Source organism: Bradyrhizobium sp. Ash2021 (genome assembly GCF_031202265.1).
GTDB lineage: Bacteria > Pseudomonadota > Alphaproteobacteria > Rhizobiales > Xanthobacteraceae > Bradyrhizobium.
Genome location: NZ_CP100604.1, coordinates 4,211,295 through 4,229,887 on the forward strand (window position 1 = coordinate 4,211,295; position 18,593 = coordinate 4,229,887).

The window sequence follows — 18,593 nt, forward strand, 5'->3', positions numbered from 1 at the left end:
ATGAGCATCACCATCTACGGCATCAAGAACTGCGACACCATGAAGAAGGCGCGGACCTGGCTCGACGGCCATGGCGTGGCCTACGACTTCCACGACTACAAGACCGCGGGCATTGCGAAGGACAAGCTCAAGCGATGGTCGGACGAAGTCGGCTGGGAGACGCTGCTCAACCGCGCCGGCACCACGTTCAAGAAATTGCCCGATGCTGACAAGGAAGGCCTCAACGAGCGCAAGGCGCTGGCGCTGATGCTGGCCCAGCCCTCGATGATCAAGCGGCCCGTGCTCGACCTCGGCGGCAAATTGCTTGTTGGCTTCAAGCCCGACATCTACGCCAGCGAAGTGGCGTCGAAGCCGCGCGGGCGGAAGGGCTAATCCAGCTCGATCACATCGTCGTCGGACAGACGCCGGTCTGCGCGGCTCGGAACGAATTCGCGATCGATGATGGCCCTGATCAGGATCACGGGCAGGGCTTTCGGCTTCAGACCCATCAGATTATTGATCTTGAAGCCGCCCTCGATGCTGATGCTCTTGTAGGAACCGACGATCTGCTCGACGTTAGAGCTGCTGCCGAACGGCAGCAGCAGCCGCTCATAGGAAACGTCCTTGCCGTCGGCGTCCTGCACCGTTGAAATCGAATAGGCCGGCCGCCTGTGCGTCACGCAAGCGCGATATAGCTCAATCACGTTGGCGTAACGTACTGGCCCGATCGCGTCGTCGAGGTAGCGGTTGGTTCGCTGGTCCGGATCGATATGCTCGTTGCCATAGGTGGCGGTCAGACGAACGCCCTCCTGGGTAATCAGGAAGCGCGCGCTGTCGCCAACGCCCCTGACATCAAATCCCATCATGTCGGCCAGTTCTTCGCCGAAGCGGTTCGGCTGGAAGTTGCCGATGAGGGGGAGGGGCCGGTGCCTGGCGGCGGCGCGCAGCCAAGTGTTCAGGAGCTCACGCTGCTTGATCGACCTGATCACCGAGGGATCGGAACTTTCGAATTCCATGGAGCTAGCCGAATTCGAGGACGTCGCCGGGCGGAATGCGGCCGGGTGCGCAATGGAAAAGATCGCGATCGATAATGGTGCGAAGCTTCGGCACCGGCAGCTTGTCGTTTCCACGCATCAGATTCTTGATCTCGAAGCCACCGTCCTCGCTGATGGTCTTCAGCGACGCGATGATGTGGGTGACGTTGCCGCCGCTCGAGAACGGCAGCAGCAGCCGCTCATAGGCAACGATTCGCCCGTAGATGTCATCGATATTGGCGATGGTATAGGCGGGAAGGCGGCGGACGATGCATTCGTAATAGACCGGCATCACGATCGGCGCGAGCCTCGTGCCCAGATATTCGTCGAGATAGCGGCCCTTGCCGGTGCTGCCATAGGCGCTCGACATCCGCGTGCCGTCGCTCTGGATCGTCAGCCGCGGCGGCTCAGACGTCGTATCGACGGTGCAAAACACCAGGTCCGGGAGTTCATCCTCGATCCGCGCCGGCTGATATTCGTCAATGCGTGGCAGCGAATGGTCGCGGACGTAAAGCCGCAGCCAATTGTTGAGCAGGTCGCGCTGCTTGATCGATTTGACGACCGATGGGTTGGCGCTTTCGAAATGCAAAGCCGCGATCCCTAAATATGTAAATCACGCCATGATGGGCCCGAGGCGGAAATATTCTATGAAAACGCGTGATTGCAGCAAAACACCGTTAACGCTCGCTTTCCGGTTTGCGGGAGGCGGCGGAAAACGGCTGGCAAACCCGGATGATCCTGTCCACCGGCAATTCGACTAAGGGCGGATTCGGAACCGGTCCTAATGCTTTGCACAAGCCGAGCTTTCCACCTTGCCTAATCCCCGCCGTTAACGGCATATTCCGGCCCGGAGGCGGCAGGTCCGGGCGTTCCAAGGCGTCCGGGAGAACCTGGCTGGTTAGGAAAAAATTGGCCACACGCGAGGGGACTTCGCGGCGATGGCTGATGGGGGAAATTTGTTTGGCCGATGAGTTCATTCTCCAAACCCATGGATTGACCAAGGAATTCGCGGGTTTCTTTGCCGTTCGCGACGTCGCCCTCAAGGTGCGCCGCGGCAGCATTCATGCGTTGATCGGGCCGAATGGCGCCGGCAAGACCACGTGCTTCAACCTGCTGACCAAATTCCTGAAGCCTTCGGCGGGGCAGATTCTCTATAAGGGGCAGGACATCACCGCGATGGCGCCGGCCGATGTGGCGCGCCTCGGGCTGGTGCGTTCGTTCCAGATTTCGGCGGTATTTCCGCATCTGACCGCGCTCGAAAATGTCCGTGTCGCGCTGCAGCGCCAGCACGGCAGTTCCTTCGACTTCTGGCGCTCCAAGAGCGTGCTCGACCGCTTCAACGACCGCGCCCATGAACTGCTGAACGATGTCGGCCTGAGCGAATTTGCCAACACGCCGGCCGTCGAGATGCCCTACGGGCGCAAACGCGCACTTGAAATAGCAACGACGCTGGCGCTCGACCCGGAGATGATGCTGCTCGACGAGCCGATGGCCGGCATGGGCCATGAGGACATCGACAAGATCGCGGCGCTGATCAAGCGCATTTCGGCGAAGTACACCATCCTGATGGTCGAACATAATCTGTCCGTGGTGGCCAATTTGTCCGACATCATCACCGTGCTGACGCGCGGTCAGGTCCTGGCGGAAGGCAACTATGCCGACCTGTCGAAGGACGAGCGCGTCAAGGAAGCCTATCTGGGGGCCGGTCATGCCTGAACTGAAAATGGCCGAAGCCGCCGCGAAACCGGCGGACACGCAAGTGTTGTCGGTCAACGATCTGCAGGCCTGGTACGGCGAATCCCACATCCTTCACGGCATCAACTTCAATGTGAATGCCGGCGAGGTGGTGACGCTGCTCGGCCGCAATGGCGCCGGCAAGACCACCACGCTGAAATCGGTGATGGGGATCATCGGCAAGCGCACCGGCTCGATCCGCTTCGACGGCAAGGAAATCACGCGCACCTCGTCCGACAAGATCGCGCGGATGGGGATCGCGTTCTGTCCCGAGGAGCGCGGGATTTTCTCCAGCCTCGACGTGCGCGAGAACCTGCTGCTGCCGCCGATCGTGCGCGCAGGCGGGCTGTCGCTGGATCAGATTTTCGATCTGTTCCCGAATTTGAAAGAGCGCCTCAACAGCCAGGGCACCAAGCTTTCGGGCGGCGAGCAGCAGATGCTGGCGATCGCGCGAATCCTGCGCACCGGCGCCCGCTTCCTGATGCTGGACGAGCCGACCGAAGGTCTGGCGCCGGTGATCATCCAGCAGATCGGCCACACCATCGCGCGGCTCAAGAAGGAGGGATTCACCATTCTTCTGGTCGAGCAGAATTTTCGCTTCGCCTCGACGGTCGCCGATCGCTACTACATCGTCGAGCACGGCAAGGTGATTGACGGCTTCGCCAATTCGGAGCTGTCGGCCAATATGGACAAGCTCCACACCTATCTCGGCGTCTGAAACCGCCGGACCAGAAAACCAAAAAGGATCACAGCATGAAGAATTCGATTTCGACGCTTCTGCTCGGCACCGCGCTGACGCTGGCGTCGGCCGGTTTCGCATTCGCGCAGGACAAGACCGTCAAGATCGGCGCGCTCTCCGATCAGTCCGGGCTCTACGCCGATCTCGGCGGGCCGGGCTCGACTTTGGCGGCGCAGATGGCGGCCGAGGATTCCGGCCTCGCGGCCAAGGGCTGGAAGATCGACATCATTTCCGGCGATCACCAGAACAAGCCCGACATCGGCACCGCGATTGCCCGGCAGTGGTTCGACGTCGACAAGGTCGACGTCATCGTCGACGTGCCGAATTCCGGTGTCGCGCTCGCGGTCAACAACGTGGTGAAGGAAAAGAACGGCGTCTACATCAATTCGGGTGCGGCGACCTCGGACCTCTCCAACGCGCAGTGCACGCCCAACACCGTGCACTGGACCTACGATACCTACATGCTGGCCCATACCACGGGTCAGGCGCTGGTGAAGGCCGGCGGCGACAGCTGGTTCTTCCTGACCGCGGACTACGCCTTCGGCGCAGCGCTGGAGCGTGACACCACCGCCGTCATCAACGCCAATGGCGGCAAGGTCGTCGGCGGTGTCAAGCATCCGCTCAACACCTCGGACTTCTCCTCGTTCCTGCTGCAGGCGCAGTCGTCGAAGGCCAAGATCATCGGCCTTGCCAATGCCGGCGGCGACACCACCAACTCGATCAAGCAGGCGGCCGAATTCGGCATCGTCAAGGGCGGCCAGAAGCTCGCAGCATTGTTGCTGTTCCTCACCGACATCAAGGCGATCGGCCTGGAGACCGCGCAGGGCCTCAACTTCACCGAGACCTTCTATTGGGACCTGAACGACCAGACCCGGGCGTTCTCCAAGAAATTCGCCGCGCGGATGAAGAACGGCGCGCCGCCGACCATGGTGCAGGCCGGCGTCTATTCGGGCCTCATCCACTATTTCAAGGCGCTGGACGCGCTCGGCGGCAATCCGCATGACGGCGTCAAGGTCGTGGAAAAGATGAAGTCGATGCCGACCGACGATCCGCTGTTCGGCAAGGGCGAAATTCAACCGAACGGCCGCACCATCCATTCGGCCTATCTGTTCGAGGTGAAGAAGCCCTCGGAGTCCAAGGGCCCCTGGGATTTCTACAAGCTGGTCGGCACCGTTCCGGGCGACCAGGCGTTCACGCCGCTCTCGGAAAGCAAGTGCGCGTTGCTGAAGAAATAACTATCATGGTCCGCCGGCGATCAAGCCGCCGGCGGGCTTCACTTTAGGTAGCGAAAGCCAAATCGATGCAGGCTCTGTACGCACAGCTTCTGGTGGGACTGATCAACGGCTCGTTCTACGCGCTGCTCAGTCTTGGGCTTGCCGTGATCTTCGGCATGCTCAACATCATCAATTTCGCCCATGGTGCGGTCTACATGATGGGCGCTTTCGTCGCGTATTTCCTGCTCAACAATGCGTACCTCAGCATCGGCTACTGGCCGGCGCTGATTATCGCGCCGATCGTCGTGGGTATCTTCGGGATGATCCTCGAGCGAACCATGCTGCAATGGCTGGCCGGCCTCGATCATCTCTACGGCTTGCTGCTGACATTCGGGCTGGCGCTGATCATTCAGGGCGTGTTCCAGAATTATTTCGGCTCATCCGGTCTGCCCTATGCGATCCCCGACTATCCAACGATCGGAGGATTTCACGGATTGCAGGGCGGCATGAATCTCGGCTTCATGTTCCTGCCGATCTATCGCGGCTGGGTGGTGATCTTCTCGCTCGTGGTCTGCATCGGGACCTGGTACCTGATCGAGCGCACCCGGCTCGGCGCCTATCTGCGCGCCGCCACCGAAAACCCGACGCTGGTGCGCGCCTTCGGCATCAACGTGCCCCGGATGATCACGCTGACCTACGGGCTCGGCGTCGGGCTCGCCGCGCTCGCCGGCGTGTTGTCGGCGCCGATCAACCAGGTCCGGCCGCTGATGGGCGAAAATTTGATCATCGTGGTGTTCGCGGTGGTGGTGATCGGCGGGATGGGCTCGATCATGGGATCGATCGTGACCGGCTTTGCGCTCGGCGTGATCGAGGGACTGACGAAATATTTCTATCCCGAGGCTTCCAACACCGTGGTCTTCGTGTTCATGGTCCTGGTGTTGCTGGTGAAGCCAACGGGACTGACCGGACGGGCGGCCTGACATGACAGCGATGACCGACGATACGATTCGGGTTCCTCCGCGTGCGATGCGCGACGAGATCATCGCGTTCTGCGCGATGGCGGGGCTGCTGGCGATCGTGCCTTTGACCGGAATCTATCCGTTCTTTGTGATGCAGGCGCTGTGCTTTGCGCTATTGGCCTGCGCCTTCAATCTCCTGATCGGCTATGGCGGACTGTTGTCGTTCGGCCACGCGATGTTCTTGGGGACGGCGGGCTACGTCACGGCCCATGCCCTGAAAGTCTGGGCGGTGCCGCCCGAGATCGGTATTCTCGCCGGTACCGGCGCCGCGGCCGCGCTCGCCGTGATCACCGGCCTTGTCGCTATTCGCCGGCAGGGGATCTACTTCGCGATGATCACGCTGGCGTTGTCGCAGCTGTTGTTTTTCGTGTACGTGCAGACGCCGTTCACCCATGGCGAGGACGGCATCCAGGGCGTTCCGCAGGGCTACCTGTTCGGAATTTTCAACCTCGCCAACTCGACGATCCTCTATTACGTCGTCCTAGCCGGATTCCTGTTTGGATTTCTGGTGATTTTCCGCACCATCAACTCGCCGTTCGGCGAAGTGCTGAAGGCGGTTCGTGAGAACGAGCCGCGCGCGATATCGCTGGGCTACAAGACCGAACAGTACAAGCTGCTCGCCTATATCCTGTCGGGAACGCTGGCGGGATTGGCCGGCTCGCTGAAGGTGTTTGTGGCGCAAAACGCGTCGTTGACCGACGTTGAAGTGGCGATGTCCGGGCAGATCGTGCTGATGACGCTGGTGGGTGGTCTCGGAACCGTATTCGGTCCGGTGGTCGGCGCCTTCGTGATCATCGCCATGCAGCAATATCTGGCCGGCTTCGGCCAGTGGGTGACGGTGATCCAGGGCTGTATTTTCGTCGCCTGCGTGCTGACGTTCCGCCGCGGCGTGATCGGCGAAATCGCGCATTATTTCCGGCGGTCGCTCTAAAGCGGCCGATTTCCGGAACCGTTTTACGGCCCCACAAAGCGGTGGATGACCGGTTTCAGGGGGCCTGCCGTGGCGCGCTTTCCCTGCGAATGGTCTATGACAGTTTTGTGACGGGTCGTCGGATGCGGCCATTACGGAACGATGGACAAGCCCATGCTGCGCTGGTTTCGTGCCTTTTTGCCCAAAGAGGAACGCTTTTTCGACCTGTTTGCCCGGCATGCCCAGACATGCGTGCAGGGCGCGCAGGCGTTGCAGGAGATGCTGCGCGGCGGCGACGAAACGCCGGTGTTCTGCCAGCGCGTCAATCAGTTCGAAAACGACGCCGACAACATCACCCGCGAAGTGCTGACCGCGGTCCGCCGCACCTTCATCACCCCGTTCGATCGCGGCGACATCAAGAACCTGATCACGGCGATGGATGACGCCATCGACCAGATGCAGCAGACCGCGAAAGCGGTGGTGCTGTTCGAGGTGCGCACGTTCGAGCCGCCGATGCGCGAAATGGGGACGCTGCTGGTCGAGTGCGCCAATCTGGTCGGGCGCGCGCTGCCGCTGTTATCGGCGATCGGCGACAACGTCGCGATGCTGACGGCGATCACCGAGGAACTGACCAAGCTCGAAGGCCGGGTCGATGACCTCCACGACATCGGACTGAAGGAACTGTTCCTCAAGCATCGCAACGCCAACACGATGGATTTCATCGTCGGCGCCGAGATCTACGACCATCTGGAGAAAGTCGCCGACCGCTTCGACGACGTTGCCAACGAGATCAATTCGATCGTGATCGAACAGGTATAGGGCAGGGACGAGTGGACGCCGCGCTTGGTCTTCCCGTTCTGGTCGCATTGATCGCGGTCGCGCTGCTGTTCGATTTCCTCAACGGGCTGCACGACGCCGCCAATTCGATCGCCACGATCGTGTCGACCCGGGTGCTGCGTCCGCAATACGCCGTGATCTGGGCGGCCTTCTTCAACTTCGTGGCGTTCGCGGTGTTCGGGCTTAACGTCGCCAATACCATCGGCACCGGCATCATCGAACCGAGCGTGGTCGACGCCACCGTGATCTTCGCGGCCCTGGTCGGCGCCATCGTCTGGAACCTGATCACCTGGGCGCTGGGGATACCGTCGTCCAGTTCGCATGCGCTGATCGGCGGGCTGGTGGGTGGCGGTATGGCCAAGGCGGGATTGTCCGCCGCGGTTTGGAGCGGCCTCAGCAAGACGCTGCTCGCGATCGTGCTGTCGCCGCTGGTCGGATTTTTGCTGGCGCTGGTGCTGGTCGCGATCGTGTCGTGGCTGTCGGTACGCTCGACGCCGTTCGCGGTCGACCGCGCCTTCCGCATCCTGCAATTCGTCTCGGCCTCATTGTATTCGCTCGGCCATGGCGGCAACGACGCGCAGAAGACCATGGGCATCATCGCGGTGCTGCTCTACTCGCAAGGCCACCTCGGCAACCACTTTGAGATCCCGTTCTGGGTGGTCCTGGCGTGCCAGGCCGCGATGGCGCTGGGTACGCTGATGGGCGGCTGGCGGATCGTCCGCACCATGGGACTGCGGATCACGCGGCTGACGCCGATGCAGGGGTTTTGCGCCGAAACCGGGGGCGCGATCACTCTGTTCCTGGCGACCTTTCTTGGGGTTCCGGTTTCCACCACGCACACCATTACCGGCGCCATTGTCGGTGTCGGCGCGGCGCGGCGGGCCTCGGCGGTGCGCTGGAACGTGGCGAGTTCGATCGTCTATGCCTGGGTGATTACCATTCCGGCCTCAGCCATCGTGGCGGCGCTGGCCTATTGGGCGGTGGTGCTGCTGCGATAATCCGATCGGCCGGTTGGAGCCGGGCCGGTAAGTCCCTATATCCAGGGTGCTTTTTTGCTCCTTGATCCGGCCCGCTTTCCCTGCCAAACGCTCAACCCCATGTCCGACATTGCCGTTACAGCCGAATCGCCAGCCCGGTCGCCGCTATCAGATGAAGTGGCGCGGCGGCGGACCTTTGCCATCATTTCCCACCCCGACGCCGGCAAGACCACGCTGACCGAAAAGTTGCTGCTGTTCGGCGGCGCGATCAACCTCGCGGGGCAGGTCAAGGCCAAGGGCGAACGGCGGAATACCCGTTCCGACTGGATGAAGATCGAGCGCGAGCGCGGCATTTCGGTCGTCACGTCGGTGATGACCTTCGAGTTCGAAGGCCTGGTGTTCAACCTTTTGGACACCCCGGGCCACGAGGACTTTTCCGAGGACACCTATCGGACGCTGACCGCCGTCGACTCCGCGGTGATGGTGATCGACGCCGCCAAGGGCATCGAGGCGCGCACCCGAAAGCTGTTCGAGGTGTGCCGCCTCCGCGATATCCCGATCATCACCTTCATCAACAAGATGGACCGCGAGAGCCGCGATACCTTTGATCTCTTGGACGAGATCGAAAAGACGCTGGCGCTCGATACCACGCCGATGACCTGGCCGGTCGGCCGCGGTCGCGATTTTCTCGGCACCTACGACGTCATCAATGGCGGCGTCCGCCTGCTCGAAGGCGGCGGCGCCAAGACCGGGGCGACGCAACAGATCGACATCGCCGAGCTCGCTGGCCGCAACGCCAATCTCGACGTCGGCGAGATCAAGGACGAACTCGCGCTGGTGTCGGAAGCCTGCAAGCCGTTCGAGCTGGACGCGTTTCGCGAGGGCCATCTGACGCCGGTCTATTTCGGCAGCGCACTGCGCAATTTCGGCGTCGGCGATTTGCTGGAGGGCCTTGGAAAGTTTGCGCCGCCGCCGCGCGCCCAGGATTCCAATCTGCGCAAGGTCGAGGCGGCGGAGCCGCGCATGAGCGCCTTCGTGTTCAAGATCCAGGCCAATATGGATCCAAACCACCGCGACCGCATCGCGTTCGCGCGGCTGTGCTCGGGAAAACTCAGCCGCGGCATGAAGGCAAAACTGGTGCGCACCGGCAAGAACATGTCGCTGTCGAGCCCGCAGTTCTTCTTCGCCCAGGATCGTTCGGTGGCGGACGAGGCTTTTGCCGGCGACGTCGTCGGCATTCCCAATCACGGCACGTTGCGGATCGGCGACACCTTGACCGAAGGCGAGGATATCACCTTCGTCGGTGTGCCGAGTTTTGCGCCGGAGATCGTTCGCCGCGTGCGGCTGACGGATGCGATGAAGGCCAAGAAGCTGAAAGAGGCCCTGCAGCAGATGTCGGAGGAGGGCGTGGTGCAGGTGTTCCGGCCGCGCGACGGTGCGCCGGCGCTGGTCGGCGTGGTCGGGCCGCTGCAGCTCGACGTGCTGAAGGCGCGGCTCGACGCGGAATATTCGCTGCCAGTGGAATTCGAAGTCTCGGAATTCCAGCTGGCGCGCTGGATTTCGTCCGACGACCGCAAGAAGCTGGAAGCTTTCATCGCTGCCAATGGTTCCGGCGTTGCCGACGACGTCGATGGCGATCCGGTGTTTTTGGCCAAGAATGAATTTTACCTCGGCTACACCAAAGAGCGTGCCGAGGGCATCAACTTTAACAGCGTCAAGGACGTGAAGAAGAAGGCGTAAGGGTGGGGGCACTCTTAGCCGCGCTTACTACCTCGTCGTCCCCCGGCTTGACCGGGGGGCCCAGTACGCCGCGCCCTGTCGATTGATCGCTAACGCCTCTGGGATACTGGGTCGCGCGGTCAAGCCGGGCGATGACAGCCGTGGGCGCGTCGCCGCCGCGTGCAAAGCACCTGGGCGCCGTCGCGCGGCAACCAAAACCTGTTTTCACTTTCCCTCCATGCCACCGGCGTGCTCGACCAGCCCAGCGAGAAGGCGCTGATCGCGGAACTGTCGGCCATGAACGCGGGGATGTGATTGCGGTCAGGCTTGAACCCGGCTGATGCGCGCATCATGTTGGCCGGACTGGAGGTTTTGCTTGATGTTCCGGCGCATCGTCATTTGCCTGTTCGTTACATTCGTGGCCATCAGTGTCTCGGGGAGCGCCGACGCCGGGCAGCGGCGCCATATCGACGCCACGCCGTTTGCGCATGCGCCGTGCAGCGTGCTCGATGGCCGGCCCTGTACGCCGTATTTCTGCAGCGTGTTCAATCACGGTCCCTGCATCCCCGAAATCGATTACCCCTACGGCGAGGACTTGCAACTCACGATCGAAACCGTGCCGCCGCAGGATCAGGCTGCCAAATATCAAAAGCCCGATCACGACCTCGATACCATCGGCGACTTGTTCGCGGCGCTGCGATCCTGCTGGTCGCCGCCGCCGGCGGAGGCCGCGCGCGCGGGCATGCAGATGTCGGTGCGCTTCAGCTTCAAGCGCAGCGGCGAGATGATCGCCCCGCCGCGCATGACCTTTTCCACGTCAGGCGCCGCGGCGGACACCCGCGCCACCTACCTGAAAGCCATCAACGCGTCGCTCTATGCCTGCCTGCCGCTGAAATTCACCGCTGGCCTCGGTGGCTCGCTGGCCGGGCGGCCGATCGCGATCCGCTATGTCGACAACCGCGATCTGGGGACGCAGGCGCAGAAGCCGTGAGCTACCACGTCATTCCGGGGCGCACGAAAGCGCGAACCCGGAATCTCGAGATTCCCCGATGCCCAATTGCGCATCTGACGTGAGGTCTGGTCCTTCGGACCATCCCGGAATGACGGCTCTTGCATTTTGGCGCATTGCGGCCCTGGCCTCTAAAGTGATAGGCGATATCCGGAAAAGCCGGCCACACAGGGAGAGGACGTCATGGGACTGCTGGTGATGATCCTGGGCCTCATCCTGTTCGTCGGTGTCCATACGCTCACCACCCAGCGCGATTTGCGCGCGCGGTTCGTCGTCTCGATGGGCGAGGGTGGTTACAAGATCGGCTATGCGCTGGCCTCGATCGCCGGCCTGGCCCTGATCGTCCGGGGTTTTGCCGATTATCGCGCGGCCGGCATGTGGGATGTCTGGTCGCCGCCGACCGCGTTCAAGCATATCACCGTGGCGCTGATGCTTCCCGCCGTCATCCTGGTGGTGGCGTCCTATATCCGCGGCCGGATCTACGCGGCGCTGAAACATCCGATGCTGGCCGGCATCAAGCTGTGGGCGGCGGCGCATCTGCTCGCCAATGGCGATATCGGCTCGATCATCCTGTTCGGCTCGTTTCTGGGATGGGCGGTGTTCGACCGCATTTCGCTGAAACATCGTCCCGACGCCGGCGCACCGCCGATCCCCGTCGGCGGTCCCGGCAACGATCTGATCGCGATCGCGGTCGGGATCGTCGCCTATCTCGCGCTGGCCTTCGCGTTCCACCCGGTCGTGATCGGCGTTCCCGTGGTCGGAGCTTAAGTCATGTCGGTTCAATCTGCCATCCGGCGCAAGACGGCGCCGGACATTCGCGCCCGCAAGAACGGCGAGCCGATCGTGATGCTGACGTCGTATCACGCGCATACCGCGGCGCTGGTCGATCGCTATTGCGACGCCATCCTGGTCGGCGATTCCCTCGGCAATGTCATGCATGGGTTCGAGACCACCGTGCCGGTGACCCTCGATATGATGATCCTGCAGGGGCGGGCGGTGATGCGCGGCTCGAGCCACGCGCTGGTCGTAGTCGACATGCCCTTCGGCTCCTATGAGGCTTCCAAGGAGCAGGCGTTTCATTCCGCGGTGCGGATATTGAAGGAGACGCAGTGCGGCGCGGTGAAGCTCGAAGGCGGCGTGCGGATGGCGGAGACGGTCGCGTTTCTGGTCGACCGCGGCATTCCCGTGATGGGCCATATCGGATTGACGCCGCAATCGATCAACACGCTCGGCTCGTTTCGCGCGCAGGGCCGCGAGCAGGGCAGCTGGGAGCCGATCGAGAACGACGCCGTGGCGATTTCGGACGCCGGCGCGTTTTCGGTCGTGATCGAGGCGGTCGCCGAGCCGCTGGCGAGGAAGATCACCGCGGCGATTGCGATTCCCACCATCGGCATCGGCGCCAGTGCGGCCTGTGACGGCCAGGTACTGGTATTGGAGGACATGCTCGGCCTGTCGCCGCGGACGCCGAAATTCGTTCGCCGCTACGGCAATCTCGGGCCTGCGATCGAGGCCGCCATCGAGGGCTACGCCACCGATGTCCGCTCGCGCGCATTCCCCGGGCCCGAACATGTCTACGATATGAAAACCAAAGATCCGAAAGCCAAGAGCTGACGGGGCGAACGATGGATTGGTCGAAACATCCCATTCCCGCGATGCGGCTCGAGTCACGCTTCGGCGACCGGATCGTGCCGGCATTTTGCGCGCGGCCCAAAAGCATCTGGGCGACGGTCGCGGATGCGGTGGCCAGAAATCCCGACGCCGAAGCGCTGGTGTGCGGCGAGCGGCGCATGAAATGGCGCGAGGTTGCCGAGCAATCCGCACAAATCGCGGTGGGATTGCAAAAACTGGGATTGCAGCGCGGCGACCGCGTCGCGGTGCTGCTCGGCAACCGCATCGAATTCGTGCTGACGCTGTTTGCCGCGGCCCATGCCGGCCTGGTGACGGTGCTGCTCTCGACCCGCCAGCAAAAGCCCGAGATCGCCTACGTCCTGACCGACTGCGGCGCAAAGCTGCTGATCCACGAGGCGACGCTCGCCGATCGCCTGCCGGATGCGGCCGATGTCCCTGATCTGAAGCACCGGATCTCCGTCAGCGACGAGGGCGCGTCGCCATTCGCCAAATTACGCGACAGCGCCCCGTCGCACGCGCCGGCCGAGGTCGGCGAAGAAGATACCGCGATGATCCTGTACACGTCGGGCACGACGGGCCGGCCGAAGGGCGCGATGCTCGCGCATTGCAACGTCATCCATTCGGCGATGGTGTTCGCGTCCTGCCTGCAGCTGACGGCGGCGGACCGCTCGATCGCCGCCGTGCCGCTCGCCCATGTCACCGGCGTCATCGCCAACATCATGACCATGGTCCGCTGCGCCGGCACGTTGATCATCATGGCCGAGTTCAAGGCCGCCGAATATCTGAAGGTCGCGGCGCGTGAGCGCGTCACCTACACGGTAATGGTGCCGGCGATGTACAATCTCTGCCTGTTGCAGCCCGATTTCGACAGCCACGATTTGTCGAGCTGGCGCATCGGTGGTTTTGGCGGCGCGCCGATGCCGGTCGCCACGATCGAGAAGCTGGATGCCGAGATTCCAGGCCTGAAGCTGATCAACTGCTACGGCTCGACCGAAACCACGTCGCCGTCGACCATCATGCCCGGCGAATTGACCGCCAGTCATATCGACAGCGTCGGATTGCCGTGCCCGGGCGCCGAGATCATCGTCGTGGATGCCGACGGTCATGAGCTGCCGCGCGGCGAGATCGGCGAAATCTGGATCCATGGCGCCTCGGTCATCAAAGGCTATTGGAATAATCCAAAGGCGACAGCCGAAAGTTTTACCGCCGGCTTCTGGCATTCCGGCGATCTCGGCTCGATCGACGCGCAGAATTTCGTCCGCGTGTTCGACCGCCAGAAAGACATGATCAACCGCGGCGGGCTGAAGATCTATTCCGCCGAGGTCGAGTCGGTGCTGGCCAGCCACCCCGCCGTGATCGAAAGCGCGATCATCGCCAAACCGTGCCCGGTGCTGGGCGAACGCGTCCATGCCGTGATCGTGACCCGCAACGCGGTCAGCGGCGAAGCGCTGCGCGCCTGGTGCGCCGAGCGGCTGTCGGATTACAAGGTTCCGGAGACGATGGCGCTGACGTCAGAGCCGTTGCCGCGCAACGCCAACGGCAAGGTGATCAAGCGGCAGCTCCGGGAGGCGTTTGTCGCGGCTCAGGCCCGGGAGCAGGCCTGATTCCGCTGTGGCCACCCGGCCGCCCGCCGCGACCCCGTTAACGCTTTGATCCGGGTGGCTTTGCCTTGCCAGCGCCATATCGTTAGGGTAACGCCGCCGCTGTGCGGGGGGATCAGGCGCATGGCGCTGCCGCCGAAAGGTGCGGCCCCCAGGGGATGGGATAGCTTTAAGTGTCTGAATTATTTGACGAAGTTGACGAGGATGTCCGTCGCGACCAGCTCAAGAAGCTGTGGGACCAGTATTCGATCTATATCGTCGCCGGCGCGCTGCTGATCATCGCCTCGGTCGGCGGCTGGCGCGGCTATGAGTATCTGGAGGCCAAGAAGGCGGCCGAGGCCGGTGCGGCCTTCGACAAGGCCGTCGAACTCTCCGAGCAGAATAAGCATACCGAGGCTGAGGCGGCGTTTGCCGATCTGGCCGCCAAGGCGCCGTCGGGTTACCGCGTGCTGGCACGGCTGCGCGTGGCGGCGGAAGTCGCCAGCCGCGATCCGCAGGCCGCGGCGAAGATGTTCGACGATATCGCCGCCGATCGCAGTGTCGGCACGCCGGAGCAGGATCTGGCGCGGGTCCGCGCCGCCCAATTGCTGCTGGAAACCTCAACCTATCCCAACCTGTTGCAGCGGCTCGAGGCCGCGGCTGCCCCGGGCGCGACCTTTCGTCATACCGCGCGCGAATTGCTGGCGCTGTCGGCCTGGCGCGCCAATGACATGACCGCGGCGCGGCAATGGCTGGATCAGATTGCCAATGACGGCGAGACGCCGCCGAGCCTGCGCTCGCGTGCCGAGGCGCTGCAGGCCCTGCTTCCGCCCGTCGCCAAGAGCTGATCGCAAACGAGTTGAGTGAGAGATCGACCATGCGCCGCTCACAACGTTTGATCGCAGCCGCCGTCGTCATCGCGCTGTCCGGCGTGCTGGCGGGCTGTTCGAGCAGCCTGAGCAATTTCGATCCGTCCGATCTGCTCGACTTCCTCGACACCAAGAAAAAGCTGCCCGGTGAGCGCAAGCCGGTATTCCCGGATGGCGTGCCGGGCCTCGAGCAGGGCGTGCCGAAGGAATTGTACAAGGGCTCCCGGCAGGAGCAGATCGACCAGCAGAACGCCGCCGCGGCGGCGGCTGCCGAGGCCCCGCCGCCCGAGCCGGCGCCGGCGCCGAAGGGCAAGCGATCGAAGGGCAAGGGCAAGCCGCCCGCGACGGCCGGCACCGAGCCTGCGGCTGCGCCCGCCGCCACCGCGGCCGCTGCCGACGCCGTGCCGGAGGAAGAAGCCGGAACCGCCGCCGCACCGCCGGCACCCAAGCCCAAAAAGATCGCGCGCAAGCGCACCACCGCGCCGCCGCCTGATCAGACCGCCCAGCCGGCCGCACAACCGGCCAACCCGGCGCAACCGTCGCAACAATCCGCCGCGCCGTTCCCGGCACCGATGCCGAGCGGCACCTTCACGCGCTAGGTTTTGTTTTCAGCTCATTGACACCCGCGTCCTGACGGGCGAACGGATTTCTTATGTCTTTCACATTCGCCATCATCGGCCGGCCCAATGTCGGAAAATCGACGCTGTTCAATCGGCTGGTTGGGCAGAAGCTCGCGCTGGTCGATGACGAGCCCGGCGTCACCCGCGACCGCCGCGAGGGTGCGGGCCGTCTCGGCGATCTCGAATTCACCATCATCGACACCGCCGGCCTCGACGAGGGCGCCAAGGGGTCGCTGACGGCGCGGATGCAGGAGCAGACCGAAACCGCGATTGCGCTCGCCGACGCGCTGATGTTCGTGATCGACGCCCGCGCGGGTCTGACGCCGAACGATCGCGCCTTTGCCGATTTCGCGCGCCGCGCCAACAAGCCGGTGGTGCTGGTCGCCAACAAGAGCGAGGGCCGGCATGGTGAAGTCGGCGCGATGGAATCCTATGCGCTGGGGCTCGGCGATCCCGTGCAGATATCGGCCGAGCATGGCGAGGGCTTGAGCGATCTCTACGACGCATTGCGCGTGCTGATGCCGGAGCCGGTCGAAGAGAGCGAGGAATTCGACGATGACGATGTCATCGAATCCGACGAGGATCTCGCCACGCGTCCGATTCGCGTCGCCATCGTCGGCCGTCCCAATGCCGGCAAATCCACGCTGATCAACCATCTGCTCGGTGAGGAGCGGCTCCTGACCAGCCCCGAAGCCGGCACCACGCGCGATTCCATTTCCGTCGAGATCAATTGGCAGGGGCGCGATTTCCGGGTGTTCGATACCGCCGGATTGCGGCGGCGCTCGCGGATCGAGGAAAAGCTGGAAAAACTCTCGGTGGCGGACGCGCTGCGCGCGATACGCTTTGCCGAAGTCGTCGTGCTGATGATGGATTCGCAGAACCGGTTCGAGGAACAGGATCTGCGCATCGCCGATTTGATCGAGCGCGAGGGCCGGGCGCTGGTGATCGCCGTCAACAAATGGGATTTGATGGAGCAGAAGGGCAGTCTGATTTCGACGCTGCGCACTGACGTCGATCATCTGTTGCCGCAGGTCAAGGGCGCGCCGGTTGTCGCGGTGTCCGGCCTGATGGGCGAGGGCATCGACCGCCTGATGACCGCGATCCAGGAAGCCTATGCGGTGTGGAACCGGCGCGTGCCGACGGCGGCGCTCAATCGCTGGTTCGAGCAGGCCGTTGACGCCAACCCGCCGCCGGCGGTGTCGGGCCGCCGCCTGAAGCTGAACTACATCACCCAGGCCAAGGCGCGGCCGCCGAGCTTCATCCTGTTCTGCTCGCGCGCCGACGCCGTGCCGAAATCCTATCTGCGCTATCTGGTCAATACCCTGCGCGAATTCTTCGAATTGCCGGGCACGCCGGTGCGGATCTCGCTGCGCGAGAAGGAAAATCCGTTCGCCCACAAGCGCAAACGGCCGTCATGAGCGAGCAGGCCGCGAACGGTGTGGTTGAAACCCCTCCGGCGCGCGGCGCGGCGGTGATTTTTATCTTCGTCACCATTTTGCTCGATACGCTGGCGCTCGGCGTCATCATTCCGATCCTGCCCAAACTGATCGAAAGCTTCGTCAACAACGATACCGCCAACGCCGCGCGCATCTTCGGCCTGTTCGGCACCGCCTGGGCGCTGATGCAGTTCCTATTCTCGCCGATCCTGGGTGGGCTGTCGGACCGGTTCGGCCGGCGGCCGGTGGTGCTATTGTCGAATTTCGGCCTCGGGGCGGATTACGTGCTGATGGCGCTGGCGCCGTCGCTGATCTGGCTGTTTGTCGGCCGGGTGATTTCGGGCATCACCTCGGCCAGCATCTCGACGGCGTTTGCCTACATCACCGACGTCACGCCGCCGGAAAAACGCGCGACCGTATTCGGCAAGATCGGCGTCGCCTTCGGCGCCGGATTCATTCTGGGGCCTGCGCTCGGCGGGCTGCTCGGGGGCTTCGATCCGCGGCTGCCATTCTGGGTCGCGGCGGGATTGAGCTTTGCCAATGCGATGTACGGCCTGCTGATCCTGCCGGAATCGCTGCCCCCGGCGCGCCGCTCGCCGTTCCGCTGGAAAAGCGCGAACCCGATTGGCGCGCTGCATTTGCTGCGTTCGAGCCGGGTGCTTGCCGGCCTGTCGCTGGCGAATTTCTTTGCCCAGCTCGCGCATGTGGTGCTGCCCTCGACCTTCGTGCTGTACGCGACCTATCGCTACGGCTGGAATACGACCACGGTCGGCGCCACGCTGGCGCTGGTCGGCATCTGCGCGATGGTGGTGCAGGGCACGACCATCGGCCCAATCGTCAGGCGGTTCGGCGAACGGCGCGCCCTGATGTTCGGCCTGGCCTGCGGCGCCGTCGGCTTCTTCATCTTCGGTGCGGCGCCGAGCGGGCCGCTGTTCTGGGCCGGCATTCCCGTAATGGCATTGTGGGGCATTGCGGGTGCTGCGACCCAGGCGCTGACGACGCAACTGGTGGCGCCCGATCAGCAGGGCCAGTTGCAGGGCGCCACCAACAGCGTGCAGAGCGTCTCGCAGCTGATCGGGCCGTTTCTGTTCACGCTGATATTTGCCTGGTTCATCGGCGCGAACGCGCCGTTCAAACTACCAGGCGCGCCGTTCTATCTCGCATCGGCGCTGCTGCTGCTGGCGCTGGTGATCGCGCTGCGGACGCTGGCGGGCAAGAGATCGTAGGAAATTGTAGGGTGGGCAAAGGCGCACTTGCGCCGTGCCCACCGTTCTCACTGCACGAGAGG

Annotated in this window: 20 protein-coding genes; 18 read left to right on the top strand and 2 right to left on the bottom strand. The window is 63.4% G+C overall.

The features are described 5' to 3' along the window. Positions 1 to 372, top strand: coding sequence for an ArsC family reductase (locus tag NL528_RS19905; RefSeq protein ID WP_309184373.1), 372 nt, complete (start codon positions 1 to 3; stop codon positions 370 to 372). Here NL528_RS19905 and NL528_RS19910 read toward each other — a convergent pair. After that, positions 369 to 995 carry a hypothetical protein gene (locus tag NL528_RS19910; RefSeq protein WP_309184374.1) on the bottom strand — a complete coding sequence of 209 codons (627 nt, stop codon included), beginning with the start codon at positions 993 to 995 and terminating at the stop codon, positions 369 to 371. The genes NL528_RS19905 and NL528_RS19910 overlap by 4 nt on opposite strands. 4 nt (positions 996 to 999) lie before the next feature. Next, positions 1,000 to 1,602, bottom strand: a complete 603-nt coding sequence (locus tag NL528_RS19915) for a PAS domain-containing protein (RefSeq protein ID WP_309184375.1) — start codon at positions 1,600 to 1,602, stop codon at positions 1,000 to 1,002. Positions 1,603 to 1,973: 371 nt separating this feature from the next. On the opposite strand from NL528_RS19915, the gene NL528_RS19920 reads away from it, so the two are divergent. From NL528_RS19920 to NL528_RS20000, 17 genes are all read left to right on the top strand, one after another. After that, complete coding sequence (locus tag NL528_RS19920; protein ID WP_309184376.1) at positions 1,974 to 2,729, top strand: ABC transporter ATP-binding protein; 756 nt, start codon at positions 1,974 to 1,976, stop codon at positions 2,727 to 2,729. Further along, positions 2,722 to 3,465 carry an ABC transporter ATP-binding protein gene (locus tag NL528_RS19925; protein WP_375144028.1) on the top strand — a complete coding sequence of 248 codons (744 nt, stop codon included), beginning with the start codon at positions 2,722 to 2,724 and terminating at the stop codon, positions 3,463 to 3,465. Before NL528_RS19920 ends, NL528_RS19925 begins: the two co-directional genes overlap by 8 nt. A gap of 35 nt (positions 3,466 to 3,500) precedes the next feature. Next, on the top strand, positions 3,501 to 4,721 hold the full coding sequence (locus tag NL528_RS19930) for an ABC transporter substrate-binding protein (protein WP_309184377.1): 1,221 nt from the start codon (positions 3,501 to 3,503) through the stop codon (positions 4,719 to 4,721). Positions 4,722 to 4,786: 65 nt separating this feature from the next. Further along, positions 4,787 to 5,680, top strand: a complete 894-nt coding sequence (locus NL528_RS19935; protein WP_309184378.1) for a branched-chain amino acid ABC transporter permease — start codon at positions 4,787 to 4,789, stop codon at positions 5,678 to 5,680. Position 5,681: 1 nt separating this feature from the next. After that, entirely contained in the window at positions 5,682 to 6,650 is a 969-nt protein-coding gene (locus NL528_RS19940) for a branched-chain amino acid ABC transporter permease (protein WP_309184379.1), read from the top strand. A 153-nt stretch (positions 6,651 to 6,803) separates the two neighbouring features. Then, entirely contained in the window at positions 6,804 to 7,448 is a 645-nt protein-coding gene (locus NL528_RS19945) for a DUF47 domain-containing protein (protein ID WP_074278755.1), read from the top strand. Between the two features lie 11 nt (positions 7,449 to 7,459). Next, a complete protein-coding gene (locus NL528_RS19950) occupies positions 7,460 to 8,464 on the top strand; it encodes an anion permease (RefSeq protein WP_309184380.1) in 1,005 nt (334 codons plus the stop codon). A 99-nt stretch (positions 8,465 to 8,563) separates the two neighbouring features. Continuing rightward, positions 8,564 to 10,183 carry a peptide chain release factor 3 gene (locus NL528_RS19955; protein ID WP_309184381.1) on the top strand — a complete coding sequence of 540 codons (1,620 nt, stop codon included), beginning with the start codon at positions 8,564 to 8,566 and terminating at the stop codon, positions 10,181 to 10,183. 159 nt (positions 10,184 to 10,342) lie between these two features. Beyond that, positions 10,343 to 10,477, top strand: coding sequence for a hypothetical protein (locus NL528_RS19960; RefSeq protein WP_309184382.1), 135 nt, complete (start codon positions 10,343 to 10,345; stop codon positions 10,475 to 10,477). Positions 10,478 to 10,541: 64 nt separating this feature from the next. Beyond that, positions 10,542 to 11,153, top strand: a complete 612-nt coding sequence (locus tag NL528_RS19965) for a hypothetical protein (RefSeq protein WP_309184984.1) — start codon at positions 10,542 to 10,544, stop codon at positions 11,151 to 11,153. Between the two features lie 201 nt (positions 11,154 to 11,354). Then, positions 11,355 to 11,939 carry an NnrU family protein gene (locus NL528_RS19970; protein WP_309184383.1) on the top strand — a complete coding sequence of 195 codons (585 nt, stop codon included), beginning with the start codon at positions 11,355 to 11,357 and terminating at the stop codon, positions 11,937 to 11,939. Between the two features lie 3 nt (positions 11,940 to 11,942). Then, on the top strand, positions 11,943 to 12,782 hold the full coding sequence (gene panB / locus NL528_RS19975; protein WP_309184384.1) for a 3-methyl-2-oxobutanoate hydroxymethyltransferase: 840 nt from the start codon (positions 11,943 to 11,945) through the stop codon (positions 12,780 to 12,782). An 11-nt stretch (positions 12,783 to 12,793) separates the two neighbouring features. Beyond that, the gene (locus NL528_RS19980; protein WP_309184385.1) at positions 12,794 to 14,404 is read left to right on the top strand and encodes a class I adenylate-forming enzyme family protein; all 1,611 of its coding nucleotides are present in this window, start codon (positions 12,794 to 12,796) and stop codon (positions 14,402 to 14,404) included. Positions 14,405 to 14,574: 170 nt separating this feature from the next. Next, entirely contained in the window at positions 14,575 to 15,228 is a 654-nt protein-coding gene (locus NL528_RS19985; protein ID WP_309184386.1) for a tetratricopeptide repeat protein, read from the top strand. A 29-nt stretch (positions 15,229 to 15,257) separates the two neighbouring features. Beyond that, positions 15,258 to 15,848 (top strand): hypothetical protein, encoded by a 591-nt coding sequence (locus tag NL528_RS19990; RefSeq protein WP_309184387.1) that lies wholly within the window; start codon positions 15,258 to 15,260, stop codon positions 15,846 to 15,848. Between the two features lie 53 nt (positions 15,849 to 15,901). After that, positions 15,902 to 17,287 carry a ribosome biogenesis GTPase Der gene (der, locus tag NL528_RS19995; RefSeq protein ID WP_309184388.1) on the top strand — a complete coding sequence of 462 codons (1,386 nt, stop codon included), beginning with the start codon at positions 15,902 to 15,904 and terminating at the stop codon, positions 17,285 to 17,287. Continuing rightward, complete coding sequence (locus NL528_RS20000) at positions 17,284 to 18,531, top strand: TCR/Tet family MFS transporter (protein WP_309184389.1); 1,248 nt, start codon at positions 17,284 to 17,286, stop codon at positions 18,529 to 18,531. The genes der and NL528_RS20000 overlap by 4 nt, the downstream gene beginning before the upstream one ends. The last annotated feature ends 62 nt before the right edge of the window (positions 18,532 to 18,593 follow it).

What these genes read in the sequence shown, in the direction of transcription:
- NL528_RS19905 (WP_309184373.1), top strand. Translation starts at nt 1, where the DNA reads ATGAGCATCACCATCTACGGCATCAAGAACTGCGACACCATGAAGAAG.
- NL528_RS19910 (WP_309184374.1), bottom strand. Translation starts at nt 995, where the DNA reads ATGGAATTCGAAAGTTCCGATCCCTCGGTGATCAGGTCGATCAAGCAG.
- NL528_RS19925 (WP_375144028.1), top strand. Translation starts at nt 2,722, where the DNA reads ATGCCTGAACTGAAAATGGCCGAAGCCGCCGCGAAACCGGCGGACACG.
- NL528_RS19930 (WP_309184377.1), top strand. Translation starts at nt 3,501, where the DNA reads ATGAAGAATTCGATTTCGACGCTTCTGCTCGGCACCGCGCTGACGCTG.
- NL528_RS19935 (WP_309184378.1), top strand. Translation starts at nt 4,787, where the DNA reads ATGCAGGCTCTGTACGCACAGCTTCTGGTGGGACTGATCAACGGCTCG.
- NL528_RS19940 (WP_309184379.1), top strand. Translation starts at nt 5,682, where the DNA reads ATGACAGCGATGACCGACGATACGATTCGGGTTCCTCCGCGTGCGATG.
- NL528_RS19945 (WP_074278755.1), top strand. Translation starts at nt 6,804, where the DNA reads ATGCTGCGCTGGTTTCGTGCCTTTTTGCCCAAAGAGGAACGCTTTTTC.
- NL528_RS19955 (WP_309184381.1), top strand. Translation starts at nt 8,564, where the DNA reads ATGTCCGACATTGCCGTTACAGCCGAATCGCCAGCCCGGTCGCCGCTA.
- NL528_RS19965 (WP_309184984.1), top strand. Translation starts at nt 10,542, where the DNA reads ATGTTCCGGCGCATCGTCATTTGCCTGTTCGTTACATTCGTGGCCATC.
- NL528_RS19970 (WP_309184383.1), top strand. Translation starts at nt 11,355, where the DNA reads ATGGGACTGCTGGTGATGATCCTGGGCCTCATCCTGTTCGTCGGTGTC.
- panB (WP_309184384.1), top strand. Translation starts at nt 11,943, where the DNA reads ATGTCGGTTCAATCTGCCATCCGGCGCAAGACGGCGCCGGACATTCGC.
- NL528_RS19980 (WP_309184385.1), top strand. Translation starts at nt 12,794, where the DNA reads ATGGATTGGTCGAAACATCCCATTCCCGCGATGCGGCTCGAGTCACGC.
- NL528_RS19990 (WP_309184387.1), top strand. Translation starts at nt 15,258, where the DNA reads ATGCGCCGCTCACAACGTTTGATCGCAGCCGCCGTCGTCATCGCGCTG.
- der (WP_309184388.1), top strand. Translation starts at nt 15,902, where the DNA reads ATGTCTTTCACATTCGCCATCATCGGCCGGCCCAATGTCGGAAAATCG.
- NL528_RS20000 (WP_309184389.1), top strand. Translation starts at nt 17,284, where the DNA reads ATGAGCGAGCAGGCCGCGAACGGTGTGGTTGAAACCCCTCCGGCGCGC.